At 46.3% G+C, this 14,676-nt stretch carries 15 protein-coding genes; 7 read left to right on the top strand and 8 right to left on the bottom strand.

Going from position 1 to position 14,676, the window contains the following annotated elements; all coding sequences use genetic code 11:
• The first annotated feature begins 320 nt into the window (after positions 1-320).
• The 5 genes from CSW98_RS03630 to recR all read left to right on the top strand — a co-directional run bounded on the left by CSW98_RS03630 (position 321) and on the right by recR (position 5,324).
• A complete protein-coding gene (locus CSW98_RS03630) occupies positions 321-1,436 on the top strand; it encodes a response regulator (RefSeq protein WP_100799161.1) in 1,116 nt (371 codons plus the stop codon).
• Positions 1,437-1,615: 179 nt separating this feature from the next.
• Positions 1,616-2,161, top strand: a complete 546-nt coding sequence (apt, locus tag CSW98_RS03625) for an adenine phosphoribosyltransferase (RefSeq protein WP_100799067.1) — start codon at positions 1,616-1,618, stop codon at positions 2,159-2,161.
• A 24-nt stretch (positions 2,162-2,185) separates the two neighbouring features.
• A complete protein-coding gene (gene dnaX / locus CSW98_RS03620; RefSeq protein WP_100799066.1) occupies positions 2,186-4,282 on the top strand; it encodes a DNA polymerase III subunit gamma/tau in 2,097 nt (698 codons plus the stop codon).
• Between the two features lie 87 nt (positions 4,283-4,369).
• Complete coding sequence (locus CSW98_RS03615; RefSeq protein ID WP_100799065.1) at positions 4,370-4,702, top strand: YbaB/EbfC family nucleoid-associated protein; 333 nt, start codon at positions 4,370-4,372, stop codon at positions 4,700-4,702.
• A 19-nt stretch (positions 4,703-4,721) separates the two neighbouring features.
• Positions 4,722-5,324: a recombination mediator RecR gene (gene recR, locus CSW98_RS03610; protein WP_100799064.1), complete on the top strand. Its 603-nt coding sequence runs from the start codon at positions 4,722-4,724 to the stop codon at positions 5,322-5,324.
• Positions 5,325-5,345: 21 nt separating this feature from the next.
• Here the strand turns inward: recR and CSW98_RS03605 are convergent, their stop codons facing one another.
• Positions 5,346-5,594 carry a YkgJ family cysteine cluster protein gene (locus CSW98_RS03605; protein WP_100799063.1) on the bottom strand — a complete coding sequence of 83 codons (249 nt, stop codon included), beginning with the start codon at positions 5,592-5,594 and terminating at the stop codon, positions 5,346-5,348.
• A gap of 146 nt (positions 5,595-5,740) precedes the next feature.
• Here CSW98_RS03605 and CSW98_RS03600 point away from each other — a divergent pair, with 146 nt between their 5' ends.
• Positions 5,741-6,178 carry a YcgN family cysteine cluster protein gene (locus tag CSW98_RS03600; RefSeq protein ID WP_100799062.1) on the top strand — a complete coding sequence of 146 codons (438 nt, stop codon included), beginning with the start codon at positions 5,741-5,743 and terminating at the stop codon, positions 6,176-6,178.
• A 49-nt stretch (positions 6,179-6,227) separates the two neighbouring features.
• Here CSW98_RS03600 and CSW98_RS03595 read toward each other — a convergent pair whose 3' ends face one another.
• The 4 genes from CSW98_RS03595 to gap form a co-directional block, all read right to left on the bottom strand.
• Positions 6,228-6,599, bottom strand: a complete 372-nt coding sequence (locus CSW98_RS03595; protein WP_100799061.1) for a hypothetical protein — start codon at positions 6,597-6,599, stop codon at positions 6,228-6,230.
• 207 nt (positions 6,600-6,806) lie between these two features.
• A complete protein-coding gene (rlmA, locus tag CSW98_RS03590) occupies positions 6,807-7,625 on the bottom strand; it encodes a 23S rRNA (guanine(745)-N(1))-methyltransferase (protein ID WP_100799060.1) in 819 nt (272 codons plus the stop codon).
• Between the two features lie 121 nt (positions 7,626-7,746).
• Positions 7,747-8,631 (bottom strand): D-hexose-6-phosphate mutarotase, encoded by an 885-nt coding sequence (locus CSW98_RS03585; protein ID WP_100799059.1) that lies wholly within the window; start codon positions 8,629-8,631, stop codon positions 7,747-7,749.
• A 160-nt stretch (positions 8,632-8,791) separates the two neighbouring features.
• Positions 8,792-9,787, bottom strand: a complete 996-nt coding sequence (gene gap, locus CSW98_RS03580) for a type I glyceraldehyde-3-phosphate dehydrogenase (protein WP_100799058.1) — start codon at positions 9,785-9,787, stop codon at positions 8,792-8,794.
• 331 nt (positions 9,788-10,118) lie between these two features.
• On the opposite strand from gap, the gene msrB reads away from it, so the two are divergent.
• Positions 10,119-10,550 (top strand): peptide-methionine (R)-S-oxide reductase MsrB, encoded by a 432-nt coding sequence (msrB, locus tag CSW98_RS03575; protein ID WP_100799057.1) that lies wholly within the window; start codon positions 10,119-10,121, stop codon positions 10,548-10,550.
• A gap of 67 nt (positions 10,551-10,617) precedes the next feature.
• On the opposite strand, the gene CSW98_RS03570 is transcribed toward msrB, so the two are convergent.
• The 3 genes from CSW98_RS03570 to sppA all read right to left on the bottom strand — a co-directional run bounded on the left by CSW98_RS03570 (position 10,618) and on the right by sppA (position 14,541).
• Positions 10,618-11,442, bottom strand: coding sequence for a DUF2989 domain-containing protein (locus tag CSW98_RS03570; protein ID WP_100799056.1), 825 nt, complete (start codon positions 11,440-11,442; stop codon positions 10,618-10,620).
• Positions 11,443-11,551: 109 nt separating this feature from the next.
• Positions 11,552-12,565: an asparaginase gene (gene ansA, locus CSW98_RS03565; protein ID WP_100799160.1), complete on the bottom strand. Its 1,014-nt coding sequence runs from the start codon at positions 12,563-12,565 to the stop codon at positions 11,552-11,554.
• A 122-nt stretch (positions 12,566-12,687) separates the two neighbouring features.
• On the bottom strand, positions 12,688-14,541 hold the full coding sequence (gene sppA, locus CSW98_RS03560; RefSeq protein ID WP_100799055.1) for a signal peptide peptidase SppA: 1,854 nt from the start codon (positions 14,539-14,541) through the stop codon (positions 12,688-12,690).
• Between the last annotated feature and the right edge of the window lie 135 nt (positions 14,542-14,676).

Here is a 14,676-nt window from a genome sequence, read left to right as displayed (position 1 = left end):
CTGGTTAGACACAACATATCTTCCACTGTCTGAATTCACTATCCCGATTGTGCAAACTTAGTTTACTGTCCACCAGGATATTGTTGAGTTGATTAACTGCTATCCTATTGGATTTCGTTCCTTTTGTCGTTAAAAAGTAAGAGTGAGCCTGCTGCTATTGAGTATTGTGTAAGTGAGGGGGCTGCTACAAAATAGCTATAAATTGTGTCTATTGTCGCATATGAAACGCAATATATTGTATAAATGCCAATTGCCGACTATTTTTTAGGTAAGGATAAAAAAGTGAAATTATAGTCAGGTTGGTTATGAGTGAGGTCTGTATGGTTGATAGTTGTAGTAACTCCGTACTTGATACACAGGCGGGTAACGGAGAGAAGCAGGTCATCATGCTGGTTGATGATGATCCTGTCTTTCGACGCTTTATCTCCGTACTTCTGGAAAAAGAAGGTTACCAGGTCATCCAGGCTGAACATGGCCTGGAAGCACTGCAGAAGCTCAGGTTACAGGTTCCGGATTTGATTCTTTGTGACCTTTCCATGCCCATCCTTAACGGTATTGAATTTGCCGAAGAAGTCTGCTGGGAATATCCGTCGATTCCAATGATCGTTGTCTCCGCAACAGAAGATATGTCTGATGTGGCGAGGGCGCTGCGTTTTGGTATCAAGGATTTCCTTTCTAAACCAATTAGTGTTCCGGATCATTTAACTTCTGCGATCAGCAATATTCTGAAAGATGAAAGGAAACATACAGAACTGAGCCGGGACTTCGCCAGCCAGTGGTTGCGTGTCGGAGAGCGTGGTGATATTCCGGAGGATAAAGAACTACACTGGCATCTTCGTTTTCTGGAACAGAATAGTGGTGCTGCAAGGGAATTGCTACTGGCACTGTTACCTGACCGGGATACCCGGCAGGGAGAATGGCATTGTAGTTATAATCTGCTCCAGTCTTCCGATGCTATGCCTCTGGTTTTTGATTATGCCTGGCTTATGGACGGGCAGTTTGCTTTTTATATTGTTGATGCAGAATCGGCAGAGGATCGGAGTGTCGCGACATCCCTGCTGGTTAGGGCAATATTTAATGATGCATTACGCCGTGCTGAAATCCCTTTGAATAATCTGGTGGAGTTTACCGGGGTGGTCGAAAAGGGGATGGAGTGCCTGGACTGTACTAAACCGACGAATGCTCTGTTTGGTATCATGGATACAACGGACGCATCGGTGTCTGTTTTTTCTACCGGACTGGATGCGATCTGGAGCTATCACGATACATACGGTCATTTCACACATAAGATTGCTGCTGGCTGCCAGTTAGGGTGTGGCTGCTATAAAAATCCGGTTGAAAACCGCTTGCCGGTCGGAAGTGGAGGAAAACTGACATTAGCAAACATTGGCATCAGCCATTTCAGTCTGGAAATTTTGCCTAAGCGCTCAGATTAGGAACGGATATTTCCGGATAAACGTTTGCGTTGTATTCGCAGGTTGCCCCGGCGAAAGAAAATCACTACTATTGCCAAGAAGTGTGCCCATTCTTCAGAGTGGGCATTTGTTTTTCTGCTTATGGTACTGAAATAACAAAAACAAGATGAACGTAAGCATACAACGTAAATAAACAGTTTATGACTAACGAAACAATTTCATTAATTAAATCAAGTATTAAATCAATTCAGGATTATCCGAAACCAGGTATCCTGTTTCGCGATGTGACAAGTCTGATGGAAAATGCAGAAGCTTATAAAGCAACCATCAATCTATTGCTGGAAAAATACCGGGATCTTGGCTTTACCAAAGTCGTCGGTACTGAAGCCCGTGGGTTTCTTTTTGGCGCCCCTCTGGCTCTTGAACTGGGCGTTGGGTTTGTGCCGGTTCGTAAACCGGGTAAACTGCCGCGTGAAACCATTGCACAAAGCTATGAACTTGAATATGGCATGGATACCCTCGAAATCCATGTTGATGCTATTGAAAAAGGCGATAAAGTTCTGGTTGTTGATGATCTGCTGGCAACAGGGGGAACGATTGAAGCTACGACGAAGCTGATCCGCCAACTGGGTGGTGAAGTGGAGCATGCTGCTTTTGTTATCAATCTGCCGGACATCGGAGGAGAAGTACGTCTGAAGGATCTTGGTCTGGATGTGTATAGTATCTGTGATTTTGACGGCCACTAATCCGGTTGTATTTGGAAGGATTCAATGAGTTATTTAGCATTAGCACGAAAATGGCGTCCTACCCGCTTTAATCAGGTTGTCGGGCAGGCTCATGTGCTGACAGCACTGGAAAATGCTTTAAAACAAAATAAGCTGCATCATGCTTATCTTTTTAGCGGTACCCGTGGGGTTGGTAAAACTACAATAGGCCGCCTGTTTGCTAAAGGACTCAATTGTGAAGCAGGCATAACTGCCACACCATGTGGACATTGTGCTTCATGCCGGGAGATCGATGAAGGACGTTTTGTCGATCTTCTGGAGATTGATGCCGCATCTCGGACCAAAGTGGAAGATATTCGTGACCTTCTCGATAATGTGCAGTACAAACCAGCCAGGGGACGGTTTAAGGTGTACCTTATTGATGAAGTACATATGCTTTCCCGCCACAGCTTTAACGCTTTGCTGAAAACGCTGGAAGAACCGCCGGAACACGTTAAGTTCCTGCTGGCGACAACAGATCCACAAAAGCTCCCGGTCACTATCTTGTCCCGCTGTCTTCAGTTTCATCTGAAGCCTATCAGCGTGGATACGATCCATGAACAGCTCCAGTTTATTCTGCAACAGGAAGTTATCTCTGCTGAGCCCCGGGCTTTGGGAATGATTGCTCATGCTGCAGACGGGAGTATGCGTGATGCGCTTAGTCTGACTGATCAGGCGATTGCTTTGAGTAACGGCGCAATCGATACCGCAACTGTGGCAACTATGCTGGGGACACTGGATGCTGATCAGGCGGTTCACCTGCTGGAAGCCATCAGTGGTAAACAGGTTCAGCCTGCGATGGCATGTGTCCATTCTCTGGCACAAAACGGTGTTGAGTGGGATGGTTTGCTGCAGCAACTGGCCGCCCAGTTACATCGTATTGCTATGTATCAGGCTCTGCCTTCTACGCTGGATAAGGATAAACCTGATGCTGAAAAAATAGAGTTACTCAGCCATACATTGTCTCCTCAGGATGTACAGCTTTTTTATCAGATTGCATTAAAAGGGCGTAAGGATTTGCCACTGGCGCCTACAGAGCGTATGGGACTAGAGATGGTGGTATTGAGAATGATGGCTTTCAGACCCCAGCCAGTCAGTGCTGTTAATGCCATTACATTGCCGGCTCAGTCTCCGCAACCTGCAGTAGCCGAACAGATGCCCCCGGCGGCACAGGCACCTTTGCAGGAAACTGATGCTGGATATCCTCCGTATACGACAGAGGAAAGTATTGATATGGATCCAACCACACCAATGCCACCTCATCCGGAGGAGCCTGATTATGCTGAGAGTGAACCGTTACTGGTTTCACCACCGCCAACGGACATGCCATCAGTGCAAGTGACTGATCCTGATGTGAAAGTGACCCCGCGAACGGGTTTGCGTCATCAGTTACGTTCCCGGCGGAATGCAGCATCTTCTGCATCTGGTACACCGAAAGTTACCGGATCTGAGGGAAAAAAGTCTGATGCGGCAGCCTCAGAGCCTTCTTCTGTGCTGGACAGAATTGCCCAGCACAGCAGAGCTGATGGTATGTCGCATGAACAAGTTACTACCGGGTCAGCGATGGAGACAATTGTTGAACTAACGGATAGTGAACCTTATCGGTGGCAGCCCAGTACGGTTACCGATGAAGCGGATGAATCAGCGGAGTTGAAGCCTTCTGAGATTAAGCAGGCACTGGAGCATACCAAAACACCGGAGATGCAGCAGAAGCTGGTGGAAGAATCAGTGGCGTTGGATCCCTGGTCGGCTCTGATTGATCAGTTGTCGATCCCTAAGCTAGTTGAACAACTGGCATTGAATGCTGCGTATCATAAGCACGATTCAACGATTGAACTGGTATTAAGAGCCAGTCATGCACATCTGAATAATGACAGAGCACAGGGAGAGTTACTGGAAGCGCTGAACCGTGTGCTGGGTGAGGAGTGTCATCTGACGGTGCAGGTTGGAGACAGTGGGCAGACACCTCTGGAGCTGAGAGAAGCTTTGTATCAGAGGAAACTGGCAATAGCGCTGACCAGCCTGGAGTCAGATACGGGTGTACAGTTTATTCTGAAACGATTTTCTGCACAGTTGGATAGGGACAGTGTCAGGCCGGTTTAACCAGCGATGTAAATTTATGTCCGGGGTTGAAAAATTATCTTTCAACCCAATAATCATGTGAAACACACACAAATCAGAGAGATTAAGATGTTTGGTGGTAAAGGCGGTATGGGTAACCTGATGAAACAAGCCCAGCAGATGCAAGAGCGTATGCAAAAGCTTCAGGAAGAGATTGCAACCATGGAAGTCACCGGTGAATCTGGTGCTGGCCTGGTAAAGGTGACTATTACCGGTAGTCATAATGTTCGTCGTGTGGATATTGATGATAGCCTGATGGAAGATGATAAAGAGATGCTGGAAGATCTGATTGCTGCAGCATTTAATGATGCGGCTCGTCGGGTGGAAGAAACCCAGAAAGAAAAAATGGCAGCACTGACGGGAGGGATGCAGCTTCCTCCTGGCATGAAAATGCCTTTCTGATCACCGCGGTATCTGAACTATGCGTACCAGCCATATGCTGGAACAATTGATGGAGGCTTTACGTTGTCTGCCGGGAGTTGGTCCCAAGTCTGCACAGCGTATGGCCTTTCATTTGTTACAGCGAGACAGGAAAGGTGGTTTACAGTTAGCTGATGCTTTGACAAAAGCGATGACTGAAATTGGCCACTGTAGCGAATGCCGCACATTTACGGAAGAAGAGGTCTGCCATATTTGTGCTAACCCTAAGCGTCAGGAAAATGGCTTGCTTTGTGTGGTTGAGAGCCCTGCAGACATTGCAGCGGTTGAAGCTACAGGGCAATACTCCGGCCGCTATTTTGTACTGATGGGGCATCTGTCACCGCTGGATGGTATCGGTCCGAGCGATATTGGTCTGGATACTCTGGATTATCGCTTACAGAGAGGTGATATTCAGGAAGTTATTCTGGCCACCAATCCTACAGTAGAAGGGGAGGCAACGGCACACTATATTGCAGAACTTTGCCGGGCACATAATGTGTCTGCCAGTCGTATTGCTCATGGTGTCCCTGTCGGTGGGGAACTGGAGCTGGTTGACGGTACAACGCTGTCACATTCGTTGTTGGGCAGGCAGAAGTTGTCTTAATTTCTATGGTTGTCTTAATATCTATGTCAACTGTTCTAACTCAGTAATAATGGTTAACGCTTCCTGATTTGTTCTCCCGCAAATCTCCGGATCCGCTTTAAAGTCGTGACACACTTTTGGTCGTTCCGGTTTACCAAATAACTTGCACAGGTTATTTTCATCCAGTTGGATGCAGCGAACCCCCGCAGGTTTACCCTGCTCCATCCCCGGGATGGGTGATGATATACTTGGAGCAATACAACAGGCTCCGCAACCCAGCCTACAATCCATCTTTGTCTCTGTCGATCCGAAATAAAAACGAGCCGGGATGATATAAAAGGAATCTTGTGAAGTAAACTGATTCTGGCTTGAACTTTATCCTTTAGAAGGGTATAAATCACCCCCTTATCCAAGCAGCAAGTATAGGCAGACAAGCGATGACAGTTCCATTCTGGCAGACAAAAACACTGGAAGAGATGACTGAAGCAGAGTGGGAGTCTCTGTGTGATGGATGTGGTAAATGTTGTCTGCATAAACTGATGGATGAGGATACGGATGAAGTTTACTACACAAATGTAGCCTGTAGTTGGCTGAATAGTAAGACCTGTGCCTGTAAAGATTACCCTAACCGGTTTACCTCTGGTGAAGAGTGTCTGAAGCTGACAAAAGAGAATATCCATGAATTCAACTGGTTGCCGGAAACATGTGCCTATCGACTGCTTGCTGAAGGCTGTGCGTTGCCGGTATGGCATCCGTTACTGACCGGTTCTAAATCAGCCATGCATGCTGCAGGTGAAAGTGTCAGAAATAAGGTAGTCTACGAGGTGGATGTGGTAAATTGGGAAGACCACGTGCAGAATCATCCCTACCGATAGGGATGGTATATTATATCAGATATCAAAAAAGCGGTTATACCGACGTTGGTTAAATAACCGCTAACAGTAGCGCTCCAGCCGTAAGGGCACCAGAAAGATACTGGCCTGCTGAATAAGAGCTGTCTTCTGCTTCTTCAATCTTATCCGGGCTGCTCATGCCCAGTGCTCCATGAGTAAACGATTCTACCTTATCGGTAAAATCTTTGTCTTTTTCTACTGCTTTATCACTTTCTTTTTCTATTTCAGAAAGTGCGGCCAGAAGTGCTTTGCCTTCATCTGAAAGAGTGACTTTATTTTGTTCCACTTTCAGTGCCTTAGCGGCTTCTTTGGTTGCATCAGCGGATGGCTGAGGAGTTGACGGAGCGTTTTTGGCTTGTGTCGCATAAGCCTGTGCAGCGTTATTTATTCCTACTGGCGTCATACCGGGCCTCAATGATCTTCGTTTACTAATAAACCTATCGGCGTAATCGGCAAAAACTTAAGTCATTTTTGCCGTTTTTTACCGTGTTTTTATTCTGTCTGCTTATCAAGAGGTTAGATATGAAAACAGGCAGTGACCATGATGTTTTACTTTATTCATAGTGATTGGCTTAGTACTAAGCAAAAAACAGACCAAATAAAACAAACTTTATACTTTTTTGTATACCCGAAGCATAAAATCAGCCTCACAATGAAATATATCGGCAGCCTGCAGGGATTGTTTAAGCTCTTCGCTTGCTTTCCAGGCAAAAGGTGTCATTTGCAGCAGATCCAGTGTCTGGCTGCCAGATAACTGCATGGGGTAGTGAAGTTTTTCCTGATGCGTCAACTCGAACCCGGTCATCTCTTCTGTTGTTTCATCATGTGCTCTGACTTGGGTATAGATCTTCTCACGTAGCTGATAAAGATGTCTCGCTGCTGGTGTTACGGTAACCACTATGCCTTGTTCAGCCGTACAACGGTAGAGCTCTTCGGCTCGGCATGGGGCATAGATGCGCAGAATGGCATCTAAACTATGGTTGGTGAATGGTAGGCGGTGGCTGGAGGCGACGGAGAAGAGGCAGGCAGGGTAGCGCTTGGCAGCATAACGAACAGCAACTTTTGATATATCCAGTCCATATACGATGGATTTTGGTTCCGTTGCCGATAGTCCTTGCTGTACCTGATGTGTGTAATAGCCTTCCCCACAGCCGATATCCAGAAGACGATACTGACTGCCGTTCAGAAATTGCTGGCAAATTTCTGCCACTTTTATTGCCAGAGGGGCGTAATTGCCTGATTCCAGAAAGCGGCGGCGCGCCTGCATCATATCTTTATTATCACCAGGATTTTTTGAGCGCTTCTGATTGGCTGGCATCAGATTCACATAGCCTTCTTTAGCCAGGTCAAACTGGTGATTATGCTTGCATTGATAGCGGTTATCCGTCTCACTGAGTTCGGACTGACAAATAGGGCACTGATAGGCCATTATTTATTTCTCTGTTTTGTTTATTTTTAGCGGAGTTTAGCAGAAACGAAAAAGAAAAGGGGAACCGATGAGAACATCTTATCCCCTTTATCTGTTTTGAGTCTGGGCTGGTTAGTATGAATTACTTCGCCGCAATCTCAGTGATAAGCTGATGGCTTTCACCTGGTTGAAGGGTTTTACCTTCTTCAAGGCTGGCAGCGTTCCAGACTGATTCTACACACAGCATAGTGTTATAACCATCATCAGCCATATCAGCCATATTCTTAGAGCCTGTTTCCCATGGGTTCCAGATAACGGCACTGTTGTGGCCACAGTTGGTCACAGTAATAGTGCGATTATATTTAGGGTCAGTGATTTCCAGAGTATCTTCTGGCTGAGTATACACACGGTCAACCGTATCGGTCAGCTGCAGTTCTGCTCCGCCTTGCGTGCGTTGACCATTTTGTAATTTGTCGATGAACTCACCTCCCATGCCGGTTGTAACCGACTCACGAATATCTGCGATGTTCAGGTAAGTGTGTAATGCACCGGAGAATTTCCATGCTTTATCATCGGTGTTGGTCACATCCAGTGTTACTTTGAGTGTTTCTGCTATTTCAACGTACAGACGAGCCTGGAAAGTATTTGGCCAGACAGTTAGTGATTCTTCACTTTCTTCCAGTCCCAGGCAGATAAGTACGCCATCTTCTGTTTCCCTGTGTTCTACGATATGCCATGGGCTGGTACGGACAAAGCCGTGTGATGGTGCGGCAACAGTACCAAACCATGGCCAACAGACAGGTATGCCACCCCGTAATGCTTTTTCCGGGTTAAATTCAGCCTTTTCGCTCAGCCAGATAAGGTCTTCCTGACCGGCAGGCTTAAACCACAGGACGTGGCCGCCGTGCAGAGCAATACCCGCTTCAGCTTTGTCGTGTATGACACGTACAATCTGAATGCCGTTTTTTTCAATAATAGTGACGTTGTCTGACAATACAGCAATTGCAGGGAGCTTTCTTAGTTCCATAGGTAAGGGATCCTTGGTTGTAGTTTGTGGATTAGGATGCTATCCGGTAATAATTGATTACCGGCATCGGTATAAATCATTTTACTCGGTATAAAACACAAAAAGGCGACCAGTGGCCGCCTTTTTTAATCTTTCTTCAAAGAAAGTCTTTATCTAATGCTTACTTAGAGATGTGAGCGATTAGGTCAAGAACTTTGTTTGAGTAACCGATTTCGTTGTCGTACCAAGATACAACTTTAACGAATTTGTCAGTCAGAGCGATACCAGCAGCTGCATCGAATACAGATGTGCAAGTTTCACCGATGAAGTCTTGAGATACTACAGCATCTTCTGTGTAACCCAGAACGCCAGCCATTTCACCTTCAGAAGCCGCTTTCATAGCTGCACAGATAGCTTCGTAAGAAGCCGCTGTTTTCAGGTTAACAGTCAGGTCAACTACAGAAACGTTAGCAGTTGGTACACGGAACGCCATACCAGTCAGAAGACCTTTTACTTCTGGAAGTACAACGCCTACAGCTTTAGCAGCACCAGTTGAAGATGGGATGATGTTCTGAGAAGCACCACGACCACCGCGCCAGTCTTTAGCAGAAGGACCGTCAACAGTCTTCTGAGTAGCAGTTGTTGCGTGAACTGTAGTCATAAGACCAGACTCGATACCGAAGTTATCGTTAAGAACTTTAGCGATAGGAGCCAGACAGTTAGTAGTACAAGAAGCGTTAGAAACGATATCCTGACCAGCGTAAGTATCGAAGTTTACGCCGTTAACGAACATTGGAGTTGCGTCTTTAGAAGGACCAGTCAGAACAACTTTCTTAGCACCAGCAGTGATGTGCTGACGAGCAGTTTCGTCAGTCAGGAAGATACCAGTTGCTTCAGCAACAACGTCAACACCGATTTCATCCCACTTAAGGTCAGCTGGGTTACGCTCTGCAGTTACACGTACAGTGTTACCGTTAACGATTAGGTTACCGTCTTTAACTTCAACAGTACCGTTAAAACGACCGTGAGTTGAGTCGTACTTCAGCATGTATGCCATGTAATCTACGTCGATCAGGTCGTTGATACCGACTACTTGGATATCGTCACGCTCTACAGATGCACGAAATACGAAACGACCGATACGGCCAAAACCGTTAATACCTACTTTGATAGTCATTATAGTTGCTCCACAACTTAAATTTCTGATGAAAGAAAAACTGGTAGTAAAATTACAGAACCCAGTAAGTGTCTGCAACAGATAATCGGACTTAACTTGTTTAAAGTCAAAAAAAACTACGGCATTTTTTTAACATTTAATAGCGAATGATTAAATTTTGCTCTTTATCTACTGTGTGCCGTTATTCACCAGCCAACTTTTGATCTTTTTTATCCCCAAAAAGATCATTAGGATGAAAGTATGTGCTACAACATCCCTGAGATGCAAGTTTTTAACGAGCCTGATGGCATAATTAAGAAGAAACAAGAAGACAAGGCTATGGTGAGTGACAATGAGTGAGAAAGTTTCAGATACCACTAAAACTGTGATTAAGTCCGATACTGAATGGCGTAACCTTTTGACAGAAAAGGAATATAAAATATGCAGACAGGGTGAAACGGAGGCTCCTTTTTCTGGAATTCTGCTGCACAATCGTGACACTGGCGAGTATCTGTGCACCTGTTGTCGTACACCGTTGTTTCACTCAGCGCATAAGTACGACTCAGGATGTGGCTGGCCGAGTTTTGATGCTCCTGTCAGCGACACGGCATTGCGGTATGTGGAGGATCTTAGTCATGGAATGAGAAGGACAGAGATACGCTGTGCGGCGTGTGACAGTCATCTGGGGCATGTTTTTCCCGATGGGCCGGTCACTACGGGAGAACGCTATTGTGTGAACTCGGTTGCACTGATTTTTAGCACTGCTGGTAAGGAGGTCGGGTAATGCACCGACCTACATTTGTTATCGAATTACAGTTTTGTTGCTTAATATCAGATATACATTATCGTGATCACTTTTCAGCATAGGCGGGCAACATATTCTTCTTGTACTGTCCGTCTTTCAACGCATCGGTAATATTGGTTGCGATTTCCTGTAACCGTTCGGCTTCTTTTTCACTGAAGGGGTAGAGCACTGCTAGGTGACGATCTGAGGCGATCGGCAGTTCCAGCTCCCGGGCAACCATTACCCAGATATAGGCGTGTCGCTTATGTCCCAGCGATTGGTTAACGCTGGCTAATGATTCAATGACCGCACTGTTGAGCTGATCCGCTTTAGTCAGTGTCAGGGCATTTTCCAGCAATACTACTGTCTTCTCTTTATCTCGGGTAATGTAATAAGTTGCCAGTGCATACTGTAATTCAGCAGTCTGCAGCTTACCGGAGCCTTCCAGACTGAGAAATTTTACCTTGGCCCGGTTATCGCCTTTGGTCCACATAAAGTAGAGTGCTGAAGGTGAGTCGGAATGGCCGATTTCTTCAAGCAGACGTTCCTGTTCTTTGTAGGTGCTCATCAGGGCATTGAAGCGATTTTCTTTTTTATTGCCGGGCTTGGTTGGTTCGATCTGAGCCGCCAGTTCGAGGCACTTCTGATACTCGTCGACAAAGTGGAACTCCTGAATTTTGTTAGCAATGGTGGGTTCCTGCTGCGTGACATGCCGGTGCCATATGAGGTTGGTTCGGGGATGCCGGCACTGGCCGTCGTTCATATTGAGTTGCTCGCATCTGAGTGCCGGATTCTCTTCACACAGTTTTTTTGTATTGATTCGGCCTTCAAAACAGCCGGAGAGCAGTGTCAGAGAGCTCAGTATAACAAGTGAATTTTTCAGATTGATCATTGTGTCCTGCTCGGATGTTCTGTCCCTGTAGGGTAATTCTTCAGGGACAGGTTGATTCTTTGTACTCAGTCAGTATATAGGGCGGCTGTTTTTTTGAAAAAAGTAATTATTAGAGGCTCATCTCATCTCTTAATACTTTTTGCATCTGAATTTTTATTTCGTCATAGCTGAGATTCTGGCTTAACAGAAAATGCAGCTTAGCCAGTGCAGCTTCCGGGGTCATATCATACCCGCTGATCACACCTGCATCAGCCAAAGCACATCCGGTCGCATACCCTCCCATGTTAACTTTACCTGCCAGACATTGGGTCAGGTTAACGACAATGACTCCCCGTTCAGACGCTTCTTTAAGATGTGCCAGAAGCTGAGGATTCTGAGGTGCATTTCCTACACCAAATGTCAGCAGGATCATAGCATTGACCGGCTGTCTCAGTGTATTACGGATCACTTCATGGGAAATGCCCGGATACATGGTGACTACCCCGATAGGCTGGGGAGTAATGGTGTGAACCTTAAATTTACCTTCCGGCATCTTACCGACCGTCACATTACTGCTGATCTGAATATTGATTCCGGCCTCCAGCAAAGGTGGCAGATTCGGTGAGGTAAAAGCGTTAAAACCGTCTGCATGAGATTTTGTGCTGCGGTTACCACGCATAAGCTGATTGTTGAAGAAGAGTGTGACTTCATTGATCGGATAGTTTGCCGCGATATGCAGAGCATTCAGCAGGTTTGCCTGACCATCAGAGCGCAGTTCTGCCAGTGGGATTTGTGAACCGGTAACAATAACTGGTTTACCCAGATTTTCCAGCATAAATGAGAGGGCTGAGGCTGTATAGGCCATAGTGTCAGTACCGTGCAGAATAACAAACGCATCATACTCATCATAATGGTCTCTAATGTCATTGGCGATCTGCTGCCAGTCTGCCGGGGACATATCAGAGGAGTCGATCAGCGGCTCATATTCATGGAATGTATAAGCCGGCATTTCCGGGCGATGGAATTCCGGCATATCTGCCAGTTGTTGTTCCATAAATCCGGCAACCGGTACATAGCCGTTGTCTGACTTTTGCATTCCGATGGTGCCGCCTGTGTATGCGATATAAATATGTTTTCTTGGCATGATGACCGATTGGTTGAGTTGATTCACTGAGAGAGGATTATACGGGCTCACAAAAAAGAAAAACAGGCGAAGAACGCCTGTTTTACCGTTAGTACGCTTCAATGTGGGTGTCAGCCAGAAGATCACTCCGTCTGACAGGTCAGACACAGAGCATATATGCCTTTGGGATCATTGAAATCAGAGAGTATTTCAGTACCCTGTACCAGTTGCTGACTGACAGAACGTAATGATTCCGGTAGCAAAGCCTGAACATTCAGACCAAGCGAAGCGTGGATTTGATCTGCAAGTTCCAGTAACAACTGCTCAGATGCTGATAGTGGCTCTTCTACCCACAACAGATTATAGGAATCCAGTTGTGCCAGTTCAGCGGCCAGAGCGACAGCGTCATCAAAATCTCCCATCTGATCAACCAGCCCGGCCTTCATGGCATCATATCCGGTCCAGACCCGCCCCTGAGCGACACGATTGACGGCATCCGGCGACATATCTCTTCCCTCTCCGACCAGACGGATAAAGCGCTGGTATCCATACTCAATATTCATTTGAATGGCTTGTCCAGCCTTATCCGAGAGATTGCGGGTCGGGCTTAGTCCTGCGAACGGTGTGGTACCTACCCCATCACTGTGGATCCCTAATTTGCTCAGTCCTTTTTCTACGGTGGCGAATACGCCGAAGATGCCAATAGAACCGGTCAGAGTCGTTGGCTGAGCAACAATCTTATCAGCACCGGCTGAAATCCAGTATCCGCCGGATGCTGTTACACCTGACATGGATACGACAACGGGTTTTCCGCTAGCCTGCAGTGCTTCAATTTCATTCCTGATCACTTCTGATGCAAAAGAGCTCCCACCCGGAGTATTCAGCCTGAGAACAACGGCTTTTACATGCTCATCATTTTTAGCCTGCCGGATCAGCGCAGAGAGTGTTTCACTGCCGATTGTGCCGCGTGGCTGTTCTCCATCCCGAATGGTTCCGCTGGCTACAATTACAGCGATGTCGTCATCACTGTTTGCCGGTGTTGGTTTTATCATTGGCAGGTAATCGTAATAGCTGATTGCACGGTAGCTGTCTTTTCCTTGTGTTCCAAAAGCGTCAGCCATGGCTGCCCGGAATTGCTGACGTGTTACCAGCTCATCAATGAGTCCTTGCTTTTGGGTCAGAGCGGCCAGATTACCATTAACGCTTTTCAGTTGCCTGAGGAGTTCATCCATCGATGGTGTGATGACTTTAGCGTCAATATGCCGGTTTTTCGCGACGTCATCGACATAGGCTCCCCAAAGCTGGGTTAGCCAGACGGATGCAGATTCCTTCGCTGCTTCGGACATGTTGTCGCGAATAAAAGGCTCTATAGCAGATTTGTAAGTACCTACCCGAAATACATGCGTATTGATATCCAGTTTTTCCAGCAGGCTTTTATAGTAGAGCGTATAGGTACCATAACCCTGCAGCATGACACCGCCATCCGGAGCCATATAAATCTTATCGGCATAGCTGGCCAGATAATACTGGCTCTGAGAGTAGTATCCGCCAACAGCATAGACCGGTTTGCCTGATGTTTTGAACTCATTGATCGCTTTAGCAATATAGCGCAGCTTGGTCAGTCCCGTTTCAGGCATATTCTGCAGATTGAGGATCAGACCTGATATATTGGCATCGGTTTTGGCATAACGAAGTGTATCAACGATGTCAAACAGCAGGTTCTCTTTGGGCATTTCTTCGTTAAGCAGTGAACCGGTCAGCGACTCCATCGGTGCGATATATTTTTTCTGCTCAACAATAGGGCCGGAGAGATTCAGCATCAGTGGAGAGGCTTGTGTGATTTTTGGCTCCGGTGTTTCGGTGGTCTGGGTATAGCCCAGATAGATAAGGGCAATGATAATAATAAAAAACAGGTTAATAACAGCAAGGCGAAGGAAGTTGATGGTCTTCCAGATGCTTTTGAATATTAAGCCAATGAATCGAAATATTTTTCTCATGTTTTCCTCTTACAGGGGCGTTTGCCTGATCGTACGCGATTATGACTGCGAAAAACAACGAAGATTCCCTATAGCGCGGACAAGGTTGTGGAACACCGGCTTTCTTTTCAGTATTTATTTTTGTAAATAACTGTA

Origin of the sequence: Vibrio sp. HA2012, from assembly GCF_002812955.1 — a bacterium.
GTDB lineage: Bacteria > Pseudomonadota > Gammaproteobacteria > Enterobacterales > Vibrionaceae > Vibrio.
Note: the sequence above shows the minus strand (reverse complement) of the source record. Positions and strands in the feature narration are given on the sequence as shown.